The sequence below is a fragment of the Agreia sp. genome, assembly GCF_964263775.1.
Taxonomy (GTDB): domain Bacteria; phylum Actinomycetota; class Actinomycetes; order Actinomycetales; family Microbacteriaceae; genus Agreia.
Genome location: NZ_CAXVWM010000010.1, coordinates 1 through 16,657, shown reverse-complemented (window position 1 = coordinate 16,657; position 16,657 = coordinate 1). Strand labels below are relative to the sequence as shown.

Sequence of the window (16,657 nt, the reverse complement as noted above, 5' to 3'; positions counted from 1 at the left end):
TCGAGGTCCTGCAGCATCCACTCCTCGTTCCAGACCATGAGCCTGGCGTGGTGGGTGGAGGTGTAGTCGTCGCGGATGACGACGCTCGAGTCTGTCGAGCGTCCGATCGTGAGGGGCAGTGTGCCGAGGGGGATCTCGGTGCCGCTCTTCGTGCCGGTGGTGATCACGAGGCGGGCGGCGTTGCCGGTCGTGGCGCGGGGGTGGGTTCCGGCGGAGGAGCCTTCGAGGGGGGTGAAGACGGGAACCTTCGACTGGGGAACCGGGGCCTGCTGGCGGGGAGGGGTGTTGGTGCTGACGGCGGCGGCCGGGGCCGCACCCGGGAAGCTGCCGGCGCTCGCGGCCTGCGCATCCGGAAGCTTCTTGACGCGCCGACCGAAGAGGTCGCTGCGCATGGCGTAGACCACGACGAAGACGAAGATCCAGAGCAGGGCGAGAAAGGCGAACTGCAGGATCAGGAGGGTGAGTTCACTCAACTGTTGTCCCTCCAGAACCCGCCCGGATCGTGGCGGGGGCGGTCGGGACGCGGCGGCAGCGGGCGCTCGGCGCGCGGGGGCTCTGCGGCGCGGGTCTGCCGCTGCGTTCGCAGATCGGAGTACTGGTCGACGGTGGCCGACTGCGCGAGAACGCGGAACACGATGCGTGTGCGGCCGATCTGGATGACCGACTCGGGTTCGAGCGGGGCCTTCGTGACGGGCGCGCCGTTGAGCTGCGATCCGTTCGTCGAGCCGAGGTCTTTGACCTGAGCGCGCGTGCCGTCCCACAATATCTCGACGTGTTTGCGGGAGGTGCCGGGGTCGTCGATGGTGATGTCGGCATCCGACCCGCGACCGATGACGGTGCGCGACGAGGTGATGGGGTAGCGCTTGCCGGCCACGTCGAGCACCGGGGTCCAGGTGACCTCGCCCGCCGCGTTGGCCGATTCGATCTGCACGAGACCGTCGGTGAGTCGGGCGTTCTGCACGAGCTCCATGGAGATGCCGCCGGCGAACTGGTAGCCCTGCTGCTTCGCGTGCGTCTGGATGAACTGGATGAGGTCGTCGCTGAGTGTCGGGCCGATGGCCTGCATGCGCTGGTAGTCACCGGGGCCGAGGATGACCCGGAAAGTGTTGGGCACGAGGATGCGGTCGCGCGAGATGACGGCGGCCTTGGTGTCGAGCTCGCGACGCAGGGCAGAGGTGATCTCGACCGGTGCCAGCCCCGAGCGGAAGGTCTTGGCGAAGGCGCCGTTGACGGCGCGCTCGAGACCCTTCTCGAAGTTGTCCAGCAGTCCCACGTGTCTCCCAAATGTTGCGCACACGCCGCGGCCCGGGCGGCGAGGCTCAGGTAGATGTTACTTGTGTTGCGTGAAAATCCACCCAGCGCGCCTTCTGCGCCCCCGTTCACGTGTCGGTGGATGCCCGCGCGTACCTCTTATAAGCGCGGCTCGATGACCGCCCCGAATTCACCCACGCCGCCTGCGTCGTGCTAATCTCTCTAAGTTCGCGCGAGTGGCGGAATTGGCAGACGCGCTGGCTTCAGGTGCCAGTGCTCGAAAGGGCGTGGGGGTTCAAGTCCCCCCTCGCGCACGCGAACGCACGAAGGCCGGATCGGGAGAAATCCCGGTCCGGCCTTTTTCTGTTGCCGGGAGGCCAGCGGGTCGTGGTCATTCGCCGAGTGTCGAGGTTGAATATTTCGCCCGTCGGGAGGAGCATCCAAGGATGCGCGCCAGTGAGCGGAACGACGATACCTCGATGGTGGGTCGGATCGCGGCGATTCTGAACGCCTTCCAACCCCGCGACGACGATCTGGGGATCTCCGAACTGGCACGGAGGACGGGTCTGCCGAAGTCGACGGTGTCTCGCATCATCACCGGCCTCGTCGAGCACCAATTCCTCGAGCGGGCGGGAACGGGCGTACGGCTGGGTTTGCGACTGTTCGAGCTCGGCGAATCTGCTACCCGGCCACGCGATCTGCGCAAGCTCGCGCTGGCGAGCATGTCCGACCTGCGGAACGCGGTGAACCTGACAGTGCACCTCGCCGTCCTCGAGGGCACCGAGGTGGTCTACATCGAGATCCTGCCAGCACGCGATACGCCACCCCTGCCGAGCAGGGTAGGCGGCCGGATGCCCGCTCACGCGACGGGCGTCGGCAAAGCACTGGTTGCCTGGTCGTCGCCGGACGTGATCGAGACGGTCCTCAGCGGAGGTCTGGTCGCGCGCGGACCGAACACGATCACCGACCCGGAGCGCTTCAAGCGCGAGTTGTCGCGGATCCGCAACGCCGGCGTCGCCTACGAGCGCGAAGAGAGCGGACCGGGGGTCGCGTGTGCGGCGACCGCCGTGCGGTCGGCGGACGGTCACCCCGTGGTGGCCCTGTCCGCAGCCGGATGGAGCCGAGACTTCGACGTGCGCCGCGTCGGATTCGCGGTGCAGACCGCGGCGCAGGGCTTGTCGCGGCAAATCGCCCGCAGGCCCGGCCTGCGGCTGTGACGAAATCGGCGTTCCGCTGACCGGAACGGTTTCGGCGCGCATCCATCGGCGGGGTTCATGATGGCAATGCCCCCGATTTCGAGGGGAATGACCTGAGGCAGAGAGGCCGACATGGCTACCGGTGAACACACCTCCGCGGCATACCTGCTTGCAGGTGCGTACCGCACCGGGAGTCCGATCCCACCTCTTCACGAGACCTTCCCCGACTTCGACCTCGACGACGCGTACCTCGTGCAGGAACACCAGGTCGCGGAATGGCGGAGCGAGGGCCGCGTGGTCGTCGGTCGCAAAGTCGGCCTGACCTCGGCCGCGATGCGAAGTCAGCTGGGCGTCGACCAGCCCGACTTCGGCGTGCTTCTCGGAGACACCCGGTACGAAGACGGCGGCTCCGCTCCCCGTGCGAAGTTCATCAGTCCGCGGGTCGAGCCCGAGATCGCCTTCGTTTTAAAATCAGACCTCCGAGGTGTGAACGTGGCCGTCTCTGACGCCGCCGCCGCCGTCGGCCATGTCTTCGCAGCGCTGGAGATCATCGACTCGCGCATCGCGGACTGGAAGATCGAGCTGGTCGACACCGTCGCCGACAACGCCTCGTACGGCGGCTTCGTTCTCGGGTCGGGGGTTGAGTTCACGCCCGAGTTCGACCTGTCGAACGTCGACTGCACGATGTCGCGCGACGATGACGTCGTACAGTCCGGCAGGGGCGACGCCGTGCTCGGCTCGTCGATCAACGCATTGGTCTGGCTCGCCAACACACTCGGCGAGCGAGGCGTCGGCCTGACCGCCGGCGACGTCATTCTCCCCGGCTCCATCACCGCTGCCATCCCCGTGGCAGTAGGAGAAACCGTCCGCGCCGAGTTCTCCGGCATCGGCGCGGTGAGCATCACCTTCCAATGAGATCGCCGGTCACAGACGACCGGAGAAAGTGAGTACCCACCATGTCAGAAACCCGTCCCCGCTACGAGATCGCGCACCTCGCGCACTCAGAGCTCTTCACTCAGAACATGCCCGGCTCGCTATGGTTCTTCAAGACCCTGCTCGGCATGTACGAGACCGCGCGCGAGGGGGACTCGGTTTACCTGCGCTGCTACGAGGATCCCTATCATCACAGCCTCAAGCTGACCGCGTCCGATCAGGCTGGCCTCGGCAAGCTGGGGTGGCGCACCACGTCGCGTGACGCGTTCGACAGACGAGCGGCGGCGCTGGACAAGTCGGGCCTCGGCGCTGGCCTCACCAAGGGCGACATCGGCGTCGGCGAGACCTTCGCGTTCACCTCTCCGGACGGACATCCGATGGAGCTCGTCTGGGATGTCGAGAAGTACAGGGCCAACGACGAGTCTCGCTCGAAGATCCTGACTCGCGCGTCCAAGCGCCCGCTGCAGGGTCTGCCTCCGCGCCGGCTGGACCACGTCAACATCATGGCCTCCGACGTCACCGAGCAGAAGGTGCTGCTCGAGCAGACCCTCGGTTTCGAGACGCGCGAACTGGTCGTCGACGGCAGTACCGAGATCGGCGCCTGGATGAGCGTCAACGCGCTCGGTCACGAACTGGCGATCATGAAGGACCAGTCGGGCGCGAAGGCCCGGTTGCACCACCTGGCGTTCTGGTACGGAGTACCACAGCACAACATGGACTTCGCCGAGATCTGCCGCGAATACGACATCCGCATAGAGGCGGGCCCCGACGTTCACGGCGTCACCCAAGGAGCCTTTCTCTATGTCTTCGAACCTGGGGGCAACCGAATCGAGCTGTTCGGTAATTCCGGAGTCCTGCAGTTCGAGCCGGACTGGGAGACCCGTGTCTGGGATCTCGAGGAGTTCGCGACCGGTGCGGGTCTCGCCATCGGCGGAACCACGATGCCGCCGGAGTTCCTGCTTTACGGAACACCGGCACTGCCCGACCAAGTCGGGATGGTGACGCCTCTGCGTGAGAGCTACGACACCTTCGAGCCAGCCTGAAACCGACCAGTGAGTAGAGAGAGAAATCCATGACACCCACCAAAGTCGCGATCATCGGATCGGGCAACATCGGTACTGACCTGATGTTCAAGATCACGCGCATGTCACCCGCGCTCGAGCTGGCTCTGCTCGTGGGAATCGATCCCCGATCCGACGGGCTCGCGCGAGCCCGTCGGATCGGGATCCCGGTCAGCGACAGGGGCGTCGCCGGCCTGATCGACGCAGCCGACTTCGCGGACATCAAGATCGTCTTCGACGCGACGTCAGCGGCGGCGCATGTCGTGAACGCCGAGGCGCTGGCCCCGTACGGCAAGCAGCTGATCGATCTCACCCCGGCAGCGCTCGGACCGTTCGTGGTGCCCGTGGTCAACCTCGACGAGAACCTGGATGCCCCCGACCTCAACATGGTGACGTGCGGCGGGCAAGCGACTATTCCGATCGTCGCGGCCGTGTCGTCGGTCACTCCTGTTCGGTACGCGGAGATTGTGGCGACCATCGCATCCAAGTCGGCCGGTATCGGGACTCGGCAGAACATAGACGAATTCACCGAGACGACCGCAGAGGCGCTGCGGAGTGTGGGTGGAGCCCAGCACGGGAAGGCGATCATCATTCTCAATCCCGCAGAGCCCCCGATGATCATGCGCGACACGGTCCATCTGATCGTCACAGCCGACGCCAGCCGGCAGGAGATCTCCGACGCGGTGAGCCGCCAGGTCGCGCTGGTCTCTCAATACGTGCCCGGTTACGCACTGAAACAAGAGGTGCAGTTCAGCCCGCTCGACGCTGGGGCGATTCACACGGTCGCCGGGTCTGATGACGACGACGAGCTGATGCAGGTGTCGGTGTTTCTGCAGGTACAGGGGGCGGCGCAATACCTCCCGGCCTACGCGGGCAATCTCGACATCATGACCTCGGCGGCCATGCGCGTCGCCGAGCGCGTGGCCGAGCGCGTCGCCGAGCGCGTGGCGGTGTCATCGTGACCTCTTTCTATCTTCAAGACGTCACCCTGCGGGACGGCATGCACGCTGTCGGGCATCGTTTCTCGGTCGAGCAGATCCGGGCGATCGCCGGCGCTCTTGATGCCAGCGGTGTCGACGCGATCGAGGTGGCGCACGGCGACGGGCTCGGCGGAAACACGTTGACCTACGGCGCTGCTGCCGCCACAGATCGCGAATGGATCGCGGCAGCGGCGGACGTGGTCACTCGGGCCCGGCTGACCACTCTCCTGCTTCCCGGCATCGGTACCGTCAGCGACCTGGAGGAGGCGGCACGGCTCGGCGTTCGCTCGGTGCGGATCGCAACACACTGCACGGAGGCCGATGTCTCTCAGCAGCACATCGCGCGGGCGCGCGAGCTGGGACTCGACGTTTCGGGCTTCTTGATGATGTCGCACATGCTTCCTCCCGTCGACCTGGTGAAGCAGGCACAGCTCATGGAGAGCTACGGGGCGCACTGTGTCTACGTGACCGATTCTGGTGGACACCTCACAACTGCCGGCACCGCCGAACGGGTTCGGGCGCTGCGCGGCGAGCTCGCCGCCGAGACCCAGGTCGGAATCCATGCTCACCAGAACCTTTCGCTCGCTGTCGCCAACTCGGTTGCCGCCGTCGAGAACGGCGCGTGGCGGGTCGACGCCTCTCTCGCGGGTCTCGGTGCGGGCGCGGGGAACACACCCATCGAGCCGTTCGTGGCGGTCGCCCAGCTGAGCGGGTGGACTCACCCAGCCGATCTCGCCGCGCTGGAGGATGCAGCGGACGACCTCGTGCGGCCGTTGATGACTCGGCCCCTGGTGGTCGACCGCGAGACCCTCACGCTGGGGCACGCGGGCGTGTACTCGAGTTTCTTGCGGCACGCTGAACGAGCGGCAGAACGCTACGGCATCGACAGTCGATCGATCCTGCGCGAGGTCGGCAGGCGCAAACTGATCGGAGGCCAGGAGGACATGATCATCGACGTCGCTCTGGATCTGCTCCTGGCTCGAGAACGCGAGGCCGCGGCATGACCACCGACCCCGAGGTGGGGCGCTCGATCGTCGTCGGCGGTGTCGATACGAACTACCACGACGTCGGTGAGGGTCCGGTGCTGCTGATGCTGCACGGGTCGGGCCCGGGCGTGTCTGCGTGGGCCAACTGGCGCGGCGTGATTCCCGATCTGGCAACGAGGTTTCGAGTCATCGCGCCCGACCTGCTGGGTTTCGGCCGCACCCGACCCTCCGCTGAGCAGACGTACGACATTTCTTCGTGGATGGATCACCTGCACGGGTTCATCGATGCGCTCGGGTTGGAGCAGCTTTCAGTTGTCGGTAACAGTTTCGGCGGCGGCCTCGCCCTTCGCGTGGCGATCAGCCGACCCGATGCGGTCACTCGGTTGGTCGTCATGGGGAGCGTGGGCGTTCCATCGACGATCACTCCCGGCCTGGAAGCGGTATGGGGTTTCACGCCGTCGTTCGAGAACATGCGCCGGCTGCTCGACATCTTCGCCTTCGACTCCTCGCGGGCGACCGACGAACTCGCGAAGCTGCGGCTCGCGGCGGCCACTCGGTCTGGCGTGCACGAAGCGTACGCGCAGATGTTCCGCGCTCCTCGGCAGCGCGCGCTCGACGAAATGAACGTTCCAGAAGCAGACCTGAAGAGCATCACCCAACCGACGCTGATCCTCCACGGACGCGACGACCGAGTCATCCCGCTGTCCAACTCCATCGCGCTCAACGCGCTCATCGACGATTCACAGCTGCACGTGTTCGGCCGCTGTGGTCACTGGGTGCAGATCGAAGAGCGTGAAGGCTTCGTCGAACTGGTTTCGCGCTTCGTCGCCGCGGAGGCGCATTCATGACCGGACAGTTAGGTGGCGTAGGCGATCCAGGTTGTCGCTGAACACACCACGCGAACGCACGAAGGCCGGATCGGGAGAAATCCCGGTCCGGCCTTTGTTTCGTCGCCGTTGCTGACGAGACGACTCCTAGTCGCCGACTTTCTTGTCGGCGGCCTCACGTGCACTGTCGATCTTGTCGTCGAACTTGCCGCCGGTGGCGGAGCTGACTGCATCGCCCGCCTTGTCCAGCCCGGCATCCGATGCCTGTTCGCCCTTGTCGCTGTTGGCGAAGTCTTTCGCCTTGTCTCCGAGTCCGCTGAGATCAACCATGAGAAACCTCCGTTGTGTCGAGAAGGCCCGCCGGCGGTGAGCCCTGACCCAGTATGCAAAGACCGCGTTCAGGGCGCGAGGGGTTGCATCTATTTCAGGAGCTCCGTCTGGGAGTGCCGTTTTGCTGCGGCAGGTGAACCGCGTCGTCCTCACGGCTCCCAAACCGTGCGGTTTTGCGCCATGCAGGCCGCAATTTCACGTCCCGTCGGATTCGCTGAACGCAACGGCGAGTAGCTTTTGTCTGAAAGCAAAGAACACCTCGAGTTCCGCACTGCGGAGCGCGGTTTGTCGGCAGGGGGGGCGCGTGAATGTGGACAACGATCTCTAAGACAGCCATGCGTCGCATTATCGAGGAGACCGTTGGCGGGCCGCTGTCAGACGAACGGGTCGACCTGCTGGCGTGCGGTTTCTGGACGCAGGTGAGTTCGGTTTTCCATTTCGACTCTCAACAACGAGTCCTTGGCCGCACGCAGGTGATGCAGTCCACACAATCTGCATTGCGAGTGCGGGGTCGAGATGAGCAGAGCGCAGGATTGGTGCATATCGGCTTCATTCTCAACGGTGGGTGCGAGATCGGACCGGACGAGCACGCGTCAGTGCAGATGGGCAGAGGCGGTGTCTACGTAGTTCCCGACGGGGGCTCGTACAACCTCACCGCTCCGGGCCCCACCCGGTCGCTGAGCATTCGAATGCCAGAGCAGACACTGCACGATCGCGGAATCCGGCTCACGCACAACAAATTCAGGGCCGGGGATAATTCATCGCTTGGTCCGCCACTGCGGGAGTTCGCTGCCGCGATCGCCGACGTCTCGTGGCGTCCGAGCCGGCCCGGCCTTCTGGTCGCCGAACGTACCGTCGAGGATCTCATCGTCGGCATGTTTTTGGAATCGGCCGGTTATTCGATGGATGCCGAGGAATTGCGTCTCGGTCTCAGGGAACGGGCTCTGGCTGTCATCAACGAAAAGCACCGCGATCCCACCCTCAATCCACTCGCGGTCGCAATGTACCTCGGAGTGTCGCTGAGGCATCTGCAGCGCGCCTTTCAGGACAGTGATTCGTCGGTGGCCGTCAGCATTGCACGCGCCCGCTCTGCCACTGCGGCGCTGTTCCTGTCGTCGCCGCGGACGGTGTCGCTCACGCTCAACGAGCTCTCGGCGCGCTCGGGTTTCGCTTCGACGTTTGAATTCCGTTCCGCGTTCAAACAGCACTATCGCGTGCTGCCCTCGGAGTTTCGGCTCGGTGTACGTCGAACGACGACCGCCGACCTCCCAATTGGAGACGGCGGTCGTCTCGGGCGGGTGATGAACGGCGAGGGATCCGCGCGGGAGACTACGCCAGTGCTTTAGCCTTCAGAATGCCGAACTCATCGGTCGTGATCGTGCCGGAGTCGAGGAGGGCCTTGGCATGCTCGATTTCATCGGCTGGAGAGGTTCCGGCTGCATCACGAATGTATTCGCTGGCCGCCGTGCGGTTTCGCTCGAACGCCTTCTGCTGGCGCTCGCCCATTCCGCGTCCGCGCGCGATCAGGTAGACGAACGCAGTGAGGTAGGGCAGCCAGACAAGAAAGACGATCCAGAGCACCTTGTACCATCCGTTCAAGGCACGATCACGAAAAATGTCTTGCACGATCACCAGCAGAATCAGCAGGTTGACGACGAATGCGAAGATGAGGAATGACGTCCAGATGACGTCCCAGAGGTTGCTCATGTGGGTACTGCTCTCTCTTAGATGGGGTGGGACCGCCCGGGTCTGGGCGGTGGTCTAGAAGCCTTCGAGCTGGCCGATGACGGTGCCGTCGGCCGAATCCACGGTCATGATATTGGCCTGTACCCGACCGGTCGCCGCCTGGTTCAGCCAGGTATCCACCCCTTCGCACGCCATCAGCGTCGAGGCAATCTGACCGAAGACGACCTGCTCATCATCGGTGTAAGTCCACGAGCCGACGAGCGTATTGCATCCGTCACTGCCGGAGAAGGTTCCGTCTGCGGCCAGGGACAAGAACGGAGACGTAGAGGTGCGCCGTTCAGCCCAATAGCCGACCGGTCGGCCCCGCGGACCAACCGCGGGGTCGCTGGCGCGAACGAGTTTGGTCGGTCCGTTCGCGCCGACCAGCGCGAGGGCGTCACCGTCGACCGAGACCGACGTCGACTGGGCGACGGTCGTCGGCAAGGGTGCACCGTCGCATCCGATCTTCGTCATCGGACCCACCGTCGTGATCAGCGACCCGTCGGCATTGAGCTGCCAACTGCCTCTCACCCGGTTGCACCCATCGGATGCGCTCCACGTGTTGTCCTGAACAAACGATATGTACGGTTGCTCGGGAGAGTCGAAAGTCTCGTCGACAGTCCAGGTGCCGACGAGGGCACCGGGCTGAACCGTCGAGGTCGGCACGGGCGTCGAGGCCGGACCGACAGTGGCGCAGGCTGATAGCAGGACAGCAACGGCGGCCACGGTCAGGGCCGCCTGTATCTGAATTCGAACTGTCATGGCACGCTGTCCCCTTCGCGAAAATACGCTTTCGTACTCACTATGCCCATGCAGAAATCCTCGGAACATCACGGTGGCGCGAATCCCCACACCCCCTGGCGCGAAACTTCTGCGTGATTCGACGCCAGCACGTGTGGAATGTCGCGCCACACGCCACTGGCGGTTGCCAACACGGTTCTAGGGTCGGTCTCGACGAGCGAACGACGAATGGGGACCGCATGGTGACCGTAACAGGATCGACAAAAACAAGGCCGGTGAGCACGGGGTCGTGGCTTCCCCTGATCGTGGTCGTGCTCACGCAGATCCAGGCCTCGTTCGCGGTCAACGCGCTGACCGTGTCGATGCAGGGCATCACGGCCGATCTCGACACCCCGGCCACCAGCGTGGGTACAGCCATCACTGCGGGCACCTTCGCCATGGCCGCGTTCATCCTGCTCGGTGCCAAGGTGGGGGCGAAATACGGGTCCAGGCGCGTGTTCCAGATCGCCGTCGTGATCCACGGGGCGGCGATGGCCGCTGTGGCTGTCAGCGTCAGCCCCGTAATGTTGTTCGTGGCACAGGCGGCATCGGGCGCCGTCATCGCGTTGATCGCGCCGGCACTGGTGGTCTTCATCGCATCGAACTACCAGGGGGCGCAGCAGGCGAGGGCGATCGGTCTCCTCGCCGCCGCGATCCCGGCCGCCGGAGTGCTCGCGCTGCTCATCGCGGGTACGTTCGCGTCGACCATCGGATGGCGGTACTCGTTCGCTCTCATCGTGGTTCTGGCCGTGATCAACCTGATGCTCAGCTTCAGACTGAAAGCGGTGCCCGCCCAGCCTGCAGTCGTGATCGACTGGGTCGGTGCGATGCTGGCCGCCGGATCGATCATCCTTCTGAGCTTCGGTTTCTCGGGCCTGGCCTCCTGGGGAGTGATCCTCGCCGAGCCCGGAGCTCCGTTCAGCGTGCTCGGCCTATCCCCGGCGCCGGTCCTGATCATTCTCGGGGCGATCGGCGGCCAGTCGTTCTTCGTCTGGCTGCGCACGCGCAAAGCCCAAGGAAAACCTCAGATCTTCGACCTGGACGTTCTCAGGTCCGGGTCCGAGAAGGCGACCACCTTCGCCATGGCCGCGATGCTCTTCGTCGGAACGGCTGCCAACTTCCTGATCCCGCTCTACATCCAGATCGTGCAAGGACGTACGAGCTTCGAGACGTCGATTGCGATCATCCCGTACACCCTGTCGATCTTCGTCTCAAGCACTCTGGTTGCGAGCCTCTACTCGCGCTTCGCTCCGCGCAACATCGCCCGGGTCGGTTTCATCGTGGTAGCTCTCGGCCTCGTTATCCTCGCGTTGACGATCCGAAACGAGTGGGAGCAGTTCTTCGTGATCGCAGGCCTCATCATCCTCGGTCTCGGCCAAGGATCGATCGTAGCGCTGGTGTTCAACACCCTCCTGTCTGCGTCGCCCAAGTCGCTGGCCGGAGATGTCGGCGCCTGGCGCGGACTGGTGCACAACATCTCAGGAAGTGTCGGCATTGCCGTCGCAAGCGTCTTCGCCGTTGGCCTACTCAGCACCATCATCACGACCTCGGTGGCCGCTTCTCCCGGCCTTCCTGACGAACTGACCGTGCAGGTTCCGCTGGACAGCGTCAACTTTGTCACGAACGACCGCCTTGACGAGGTGTTGGCGGCGACAACGGCGACACCCGAGCAGATCACCGAGGCCACCGCCATCAACGAGGATGCCCGCCTGCGTGCTCTCAACATCTCACTTCTGGCACTCGCCGGCATCGCACTGCTCGCCATCGTGCCGGCGGGCCGGATGCCGAACTTCCGACCCGACGACATCCCGGCCGTACTCTCCAGTGGCGAACCGACCGATCCGCATGCCCGACCGAACGACGAAAACTGACCCGAGAATCCGGACCAGCTCGTGAATCCCATAATCGTCACGGTCGCCGTGCTCATCGTTTCTGTAGCCCTCTTCGTCTGGAACAAGGTGCCGGTAGGGGTTGTGGCGATAGGTGTCGCGCTGGCGTTATTCGTCACGGGTGTCCTCGACGCCCAGCAGACCTTGGCCGGATTCGGCGATCCGGTGATCGTGTTCATCGCCGCCCTCTTCGTCGTCAGCGAGGCATTGGATGCGACGGGCGTGACAACCTGGGCGGGTCAGCAGCTTGTGTCTCGGGCCGGAGACAACAAACGCCGCCTTGTGACTCTCGTGATGATGCTTGTTGCGGTCGTCACTGCGTTGATCAGTGTCAACGGCGCCGTTGCTGCGCTGCTCCCCATGGTCGTCGTCATGGCGCTGAAGACCCGGCAGTCGCCCTCTCAGATGCTGATGCCGCTTGCCTTCGGCGCGCACGCGGGGTCTTTGCTTGTTTTGACCGGCACCCCCGTGAATGTTCTCGTCTCAGAGATCGCCGTCGGCGCAGGCGCGTCACCTATCGGTTTCTTCGAATTCGGGCTCGTCGGCATCCCATTGGTCGTCGGAACGATCCTCATCACCGTGTTCTTCGGACCGAAGCTCTTACCGTCGAGAGTCGCAAAGGTCGCTCCCCGTGACCTCTCGAAGCACGCGCTGACGCTCGCGAACCAGTACTCCCTCGACTACGCCGACTCGAAGTTCGACCGGATGACCGGCATGACCGAGGTGTTGGTGCCTCCGCGCTCGACATTTGTGGGCGAGTCGGTCTTCACCGGGATGGTGACGGACAGCGGCGATCTCGTGGTTGTGGGAATCCAGCGCGCAGGAGAGGACCTCACCGACGCCGTGCTCGCGCCCGGCGACGTGATGCTGCTGCGCGGCGCGTGGAGTGCACTGGACCAGAACACGCAGAACCCGAACGTCGTGGTGGTCGACGCGCCTCAGGGTGTGCGGAGCCAAGCCGTGCCGATGGGGCCTAAAGCCATCCCTGCGATCATCATTCTCGCCGCCATGGTGGTACTGCTTGCAACGGGAATTGTCCCCACGGCCATCGCAGCGCTGACGGCGGCCGGCGCCATGGTTCTTTTCCGGGTGATCAGTGTCGGCCAAGCACACCGCTCGATCTCCTGGACCACACTCATCCTCGTCGGCGGCATGATTCCCCTGTCCACGGCGATCCAGGTCTCCGGGGCGGCCGATCTGGTCGCGGATGCCCTCGCCCGCGCACTCGGATCAGCGAGCCCGTATCTGCTTCTTTTCGGTGTGGCGCTTGTCACCGTCGTCTTGGGCCAACTCATCAGCAACATGGCCACCGCATTGATCGTTGCCCCCATCGCCATAGCCGTCGCGGGCGAGACGGGCATTTCGCCGCTGCCGCTTTTGATGGGTGTTGCCGTCGCTGCCGCCGCATCCTTCCTCACCCCTGTCGCGACCCCGGCGAACACGATGGTGCTGACCCGGGGCCTACCGATTCAACGACTACTGGAAGCTCGGTCTCCCACTCGTGGCCCTGTTCCTTGGCGTCGCCGTGTTCGTAGTGCCGATCTTCTGGCCCTTCTAGACATCAGTTGCCTCACCCCCAAAACAAGGAGAACCTCATGGCATTCGGAAGACGTCCCCGCAGAAGTCTCGTTCAGACGGCCGCGCGCACCGCCGTCATCAGCGGCACGGCCGCAGCGACCAGCAATGCCGTCCACGGACGGGCGGCCAAGAGGCAGCAGGCTGAAGATGCTGCCAGGCTGGCGGGCCCACCTGCTCCCGTGCCCGTTGCTGTTGCGCCTCCGGCTGTTGCCTCCGGAGCTGAAGATGTCATCGCGCGCCTCGAGCGTTTAGCCGCGCTTCATCAGTCGGGTGCGCTCACCGACGACGAGTTCACCGCCCTCAAGTCCTCTGCGATTGCGAGCCTCTGACCATGAGTTTCGGAACCTACAAGCTCATTCCCGAGTCCTTCGATCCCATCCCTTCGCAGGCTGCCGCCGCATCGGTGGGAGTGCTCGTCAGCTCCAGCATCCCAGCAGGCCTGGATGCGCTCGGGTTCGTCGTAAGCCCCACCGACTCCGTGCCGGACACGATCGACCTCGACTGGAACTCCCTTCAGCGATCCGGATTCCTTGGCAAAAAAGGGCAGACGCTTGTCCTCGCACGCCCGTCGGGTCCTGTCATAGTGCTGGTGGGATCAGGTGGAGTGGGCACGCGGTCGTCTGCGGATGCACGCGATCTCGCGGCGACATTCGCTCGAGCCGCGCATCGATTCGCCCGCGTCGGGCTGATCATCGGATCGACATTCGACCTCGCCCCCGAGACGCTCGGATCAGCGCTCACCGAGGGCGTGCTGCTTGCCCGCTACCGATACAACGAGCTCAAACCGAGTTCTGAGCACGTGGCCCTGGTTGCGCTCGACCTCATCGTCGACGAGGAGATCGCCGGTGGCGCACGCGCGGGCGTTCATCGCGGCGAAGTTCTCGCTCGCGCTACGAACCTTGCCCGAGACCTTGCCAACACACCGCCGAGCCATCTCACGGCCACCGACATCGGTATCGTCGCCGAACGTCTCGGCGCGGAGTACGGCGTGGAGGTCGACGTCTTCGACAAACAGCAGATCATCGACCTCGGCTGCGGCGGACTTCTCGGCGTGAACGCCGGAAGCGTCGAAGAGCCCCGCATGATCAAACTGGTCTATACCGCACCAGCAGGCGCGACCCCTGCGCCGCATCTCGCGCTGGTCGGCAAGGGCATCATGTATGACTCCGGTGGCATTTCATTGAAGCCGAGCGACCCGATGCACCTGGCCATGAAGATGGACATGGCCGGCGCCGGCGCCGTGCTCGCCGCGATGACAACCCTGTCCGCGCTCGACTGCCCCACGTCGGTGACGGCGTGGCTGATGTGCACCGATAACATGCCGTCAGGCTCCGCGATGAAACTCGGCGATGTCCTCACAATACGTGGCGGCACGACCGTGGAGGTGAAGAACACCGACGCTGAGGGACGCCTCGTGATGAGCGACGCTCTCGTGCTGGCGTCGGAGGAGAACCCTGACGCGATCGTCGACATCGCCACGCTGACGGGCGCCGCGCTGATGGCGCTCGGCACGCACACAGCAGCGGTTCTGGGATCGAGCCAGCCGCTCGTCGACCAGCTTCTGGAGGCATCCGCCCGAGTGGACGAGTCAATCTGGCAGCTGCCGCTCGAGCGACGCTACCGGCAGCAGCTCGACTCGCATGTCGCCGATATCTCGAACATGGCGGGAAAGTACGCCGGCTCGACAACCGCCGCGCTGTTTCTCGCGGACTTCACCGGCGACATCCCCTGGGCGCACCTCGACATCGCCGGAACCATGCAGAGCGAGACGGATGACTCATGGCGACCGCAAGGAGCTACTGGCTTCGGCACCCGGCTTCTTGTCGACTTCGCACTGTCGTTCGAGGTGACAGGCTAGATGGCGATCACGGATCTGAAGCTCTTCGCCCGGGGACCGTTCAGCTTTGGCTTCGTGTCGACCCTAGGCGTACTACTGGCCCTTCTGGTGGGCGCTGCCATCGTGTCGCTGAGCACGGCGCTCACACTCATCTTCGTGGCCCTGTTCATCTGTCTCGGTCTTTACCCGACGGTGCGACGGCTCGAGAAGAGAGGTGCCTCCCGGGCAGGAGCTGTGCTGATCGTGCTCTGCGGATTCCTGCTGGTGGTCGCCCTGATGGCGTGGCTCATCGTTCCGATCGTGATCGAGCAGTCAGGCGAACTGATCGATTACCTGCCGGCCGGCTTCGACCAGATCGAACACCAGGTCTGGTTCATCGAGCTGAACGAGACCTTCGGCGGAATTCTGACCCCCGGCATCCGATGGCTCGAGACCAACTCGGCCGACCCGGGCGTGTGGATAGCGATCGGCGGCGGAGCCCTGCGGGTCGGCTACGGAATCATCAATGGAACATTCGGCGTGATCTTCGTGGTCGTGCTGACGCTGTACTTCGTGGCCAGCCTCGAGAACATCAAGGCGAGCGTCTACACCCTGATCCCCGCATCGAAGCGAGCAGGCTTCATCGACATCTCAGAGACGATCGCAGACTCAGTGGGCAAGTACCTCGGCGGAATGGTGGTGCTCGCCGCCATGAACGCGGTGTTCACCTTCATCCTGCTGACTGCCTGCGGGGTGCGCTACGCCGCCATTCTCGCGGCACTCGCTTTTCCGATCACGCTCATCCCATTGGTCGGCAGCGTCATCAACACGATCCTCATCACAGCGGTCTCGCTCTTCACCTCGCCGACCGCCGCGCTGATCGTCTTACTGGTCATGCTCGTCTATGTTCAGATCGAGTCGTACGTGCTCACCCCACGCATCGTCGGTAAGGCCATCAGCATTCCGGGTTCGCTCGTGCTCATCGGTGCATTGGTCGGCGGAACCCTGTTGGGCCTTCTCGGTGCGCTGATAGCCTGCCCGACAAGCGCCGCCGCTCTGCTGATCATCAAGAAGGTGATCGTTCCCGTGCAGAACGCGCGATAGGACATCTCATCAGCATTCACGACATTGAGCTCGCCGCCGTCATCCTCACGGCGGCGCACGTGATCATCGGCTTCATCGCGACCGTGGCGGTATCGACGAATCGCCGCCCGTCAGCAGCGATCGCATGGGTTTTGACGATCGTGTTCATCCCGTTCATCGGTGCCCTCCTGTTCCTCATGGTGGGGGTGGGCAGGCTCCCGG

Annotated in this window: 18 protein-coding genes and 1 tRNA gene; 14 read left to right on the top strand and 5 right to left on the bottom strand. The window is 64.3% G+C overall.

What is annotated here, in order from left to right; translation table 11 throughout:
• Both ACE5CZ_RS01055 and ACE5CZ_RS01050 read right to left on the bottom strand, forming a co-directional pair.
• The coding region (locus ACE5CZ_RS01055) for an FHA domain-containing protein (RefSeq protein ID WP_374945500.1) at positions 1-473 on the bottom strand (473 nt) is incomplete at its 3' end.
• Positions 470-1,273 carry an FhaA domain-containing protein gene (locus ACE5CZ_RS01050; RefSeq protein ID WP_374945499.1) on the bottom strand — a complete coding sequence of 268 codons (804 nt, stop codon included), beginning with the start codon at positions 1,271-1,273 and terminating at the stop codon, positions 470-472. The genes ACE5CZ_RS01055 and ACE5CZ_RS01050, both read right to left, overlap by 4 nt.
• Before the next feature lie 208 nt (positions 1,274-1,481).
• Here ACE5CZ_RS01050 and ACE5CZ_RS01045 point away from each other — a divergent pair.
• The 7 genes from ACE5CZ_RS01045 to ACE5CZ_RS01015 all read left to right on the top strand — a co-directional run bounded on the left by ACE5CZ_RS01045 (position 1,482) and on the right by ACE5CZ_RS01015 (position 7,255).
• Positions 1,482-1,565, top strand: a tRNA-Leu gene (locus tag ACE5CZ_RS01045).
• A gap of 132 nt (positions 1,566-1,697) precedes the next feature.
• Entirely contained in the window at positions 1,698-2,468 is a 771-nt protein-coding gene (locus tag ACE5CZ_RS01040; protein WP_374945498.1) for an IclR family transcriptional regulator, read from the top strand.
• A 111-nt stretch (positions 2,469-2,579) separates the two neighbouring features.
• A complete protein-coding gene (locus tag ACE5CZ_RS01035) occupies positions 2,580-3,362 on the top strand; it encodes a 2-keto-4-pentenoate hydratase (RefSeq protein ID WP_374945497.1) in 783 nt (260 codons plus the stop codon).
• Between the two features lie 41 nt (positions 3,363-3,403).
• The gene (locus tag ACE5CZ_RS01030; RefSeq protein ID WP_374945496.1) at positions 3,404-4,423 is read left to right on the top strand and encodes a VOC family protein; all 1,020 of its coding nucleotides are present in this window, start codon (positions 3,404-3,406) and stop codon (positions 4,421-4,423) included.
• A 29-nt stretch (positions 4,424-4,452) separates the two neighbouring features.
• Positions 4,453-5,403, top strand: coding sequence for an acetaldehyde dehydrogenase (acetylating) (locus tag ACE5CZ_RS01025; protein WP_374945495.1), 951 nt, complete (start codon positions 4,453-4,455; stop codon positions 5,401-5,403).
• The gene (dmpG, locus tag ACE5CZ_RS01020) at positions 5,400-6,425 is read left to right on the top strand and encodes a 4-hydroxy-2-oxovalerate aldolase (RefSeq protein ID WP_374945494.1); all 1,026 of its coding nucleotides are present in this window, start codon (positions 5,400-5,402) and stop codon (positions 6,423-6,425) included. Before ACE5CZ_RS01025 ends, dmpG begins: the two co-directional genes overlap by 4 nt.
• The gene (locus tag ACE5CZ_RS01015) at positions 6,422-7,255 is read left to right on the top strand and encodes an alpha/beta fold hydrolase (protein WP_374945493.1); all 834 of its coding nucleotides are present in this window, start codon (positions 6,422-6,424) and stop codon (positions 7,253-7,255) included. The genes dmpG and ACE5CZ_RS01015 overlap by 4 nt, the downstream gene beginning before the upstream one ends.
• 126 nt (positions 7,256-7,381) lie before the next feature.
• On the opposite strand, the gene ACE5CZ_RS01010 is transcribed toward ACE5CZ_RS01015, so the two are convergent.
• Positions 7,382-7,564, bottom strand: a complete 183-nt coding sequence (locus ACE5CZ_RS01010) for an antitoxin (protein ID WP_374945492.1) — start codon at positions 7,562-7,564, stop codon at positions 7,382-7,384.
• Positions 7,565-7,899: 335 nt separating this feature from the next.
• Here ACE5CZ_RS01010 and ACE5CZ_RS01005 point away from each other — a divergent pair, with 335 nt between their 5' ends.
• Positions 7,900-8,910 carry a helix-turn-helix domain-containing protein gene (locus ACE5CZ_RS01005; protein ID WP_374945491.1) on the top strand — a complete coding sequence of 337 codons (1,011 nt, stop codon included), beginning with the start codon at positions 7,900-7,902 and terminating at the stop codon, positions 8,908-8,910.
• Here the strand turns inward: ACE5CZ_RS01005 and ACE5CZ_RS01000 are convergent.
• Positions 8,894-9,271: an SHOCT domain-containing protein gene (locus ACE5CZ_RS01000; RefSeq protein ID WP_374945490.1), complete on the bottom strand. Its 378-nt coding sequence runs from the start codon at positions 9,269-9,271 to the stop codon at positions 8,894-8,896. The genes ACE5CZ_RS01005 and ACE5CZ_RS01000 overlap by 17 nt on opposite strands.
• Positions 9,272-9,325: 54 nt before the next feature.
• Positions 9,326-10,051 carry an META domain-containing protein gene (locus ACE5CZ_RS00995; protein WP_374945489.1) on the bottom strand — a complete coding sequence of 242 codons (726 nt, stop codon included), beginning with the start codon at positions 10,049-10,051 and terminating at the stop codon, positions 9,326-9,328.
• A 254-nt stretch (positions 10,052-10,305) separates the two neighbouring features.
• Here ACE5CZ_RS00995 and ACE5CZ_RS00990 point away from each other — a divergent pair, with 254 nt between their 5' ends.
• From ACE5CZ_RS00990 to ACE5CZ_RS00965, 6 genes are all read left to right on the top strand, one after another.
• The gene (locus ACE5CZ_RS00990) at positions 10,306-11,940 is read left to right on the top strand and encodes an MFS transporter (protein ID WP_374945488.1); all 1,635 of its coding nucleotides are present in this window, start codon (positions 10,306-10,308) and stop codon (positions 11,938-11,940) included.
• A gap of 21 nt (positions 11,941-11,961) precedes the next feature.
• Complete coding sequence (locus ACE5CZ_RS00985) at positions 11,962-13,788, top strand: SLC13 family permease (protein ID WP_374945487.1); 1,827 nt, start codon at positions 11,962-11,964, stop codon at positions 13,786-13,788.
• On the top strand, positions 13,767-13,865 hold the full coding sequence (locus tag ACE5CZ_RS00980; protein ID WP_374945502.1) for an SHOCT domain-containing protein: 99 nt from the start codon (positions 13,767-13,769) through the stop codon (positions 13,863-13,865). Before ACE5CZ_RS00985 ends, ACE5CZ_RS00980 begins: the two co-directional genes overlap by 22 nt.
• Positions 13,866-13,867: 2 nt before the next feature.
• Complete coding sequence (locus ACE5CZ_RS00975) at positions 13,868-15,394, top strand: leucyl aminopeptidase (protein ID WP_374945486.1); 1,527 nt, start codon at positions 13,868-13,870, stop codon at positions 15,392-15,394.
• The gene (locus tag ACE5CZ_RS00970) at positions 15,395-16,456 is read left to right on the top strand and encodes an AI-2E family transporter (RefSeq protein WP_374945485.1); all 1,062 of its coding nucleotides are present in this window, start codon (positions 15,395-15,397) and stop codon (positions 16,454-16,456) included. It begins immediately after the preceding gene.
• Positions 16,457-16,515: 59 nt separating this feature from the next.
• Positions 16,516-16,657 (top strand): PLDc N-terminal domain-containing protein (locus tag ACE5CZ_RS00965; protein ID WP_374945501.1); only part of this gene is annotated, 142 nt, incomplete at its 3' end.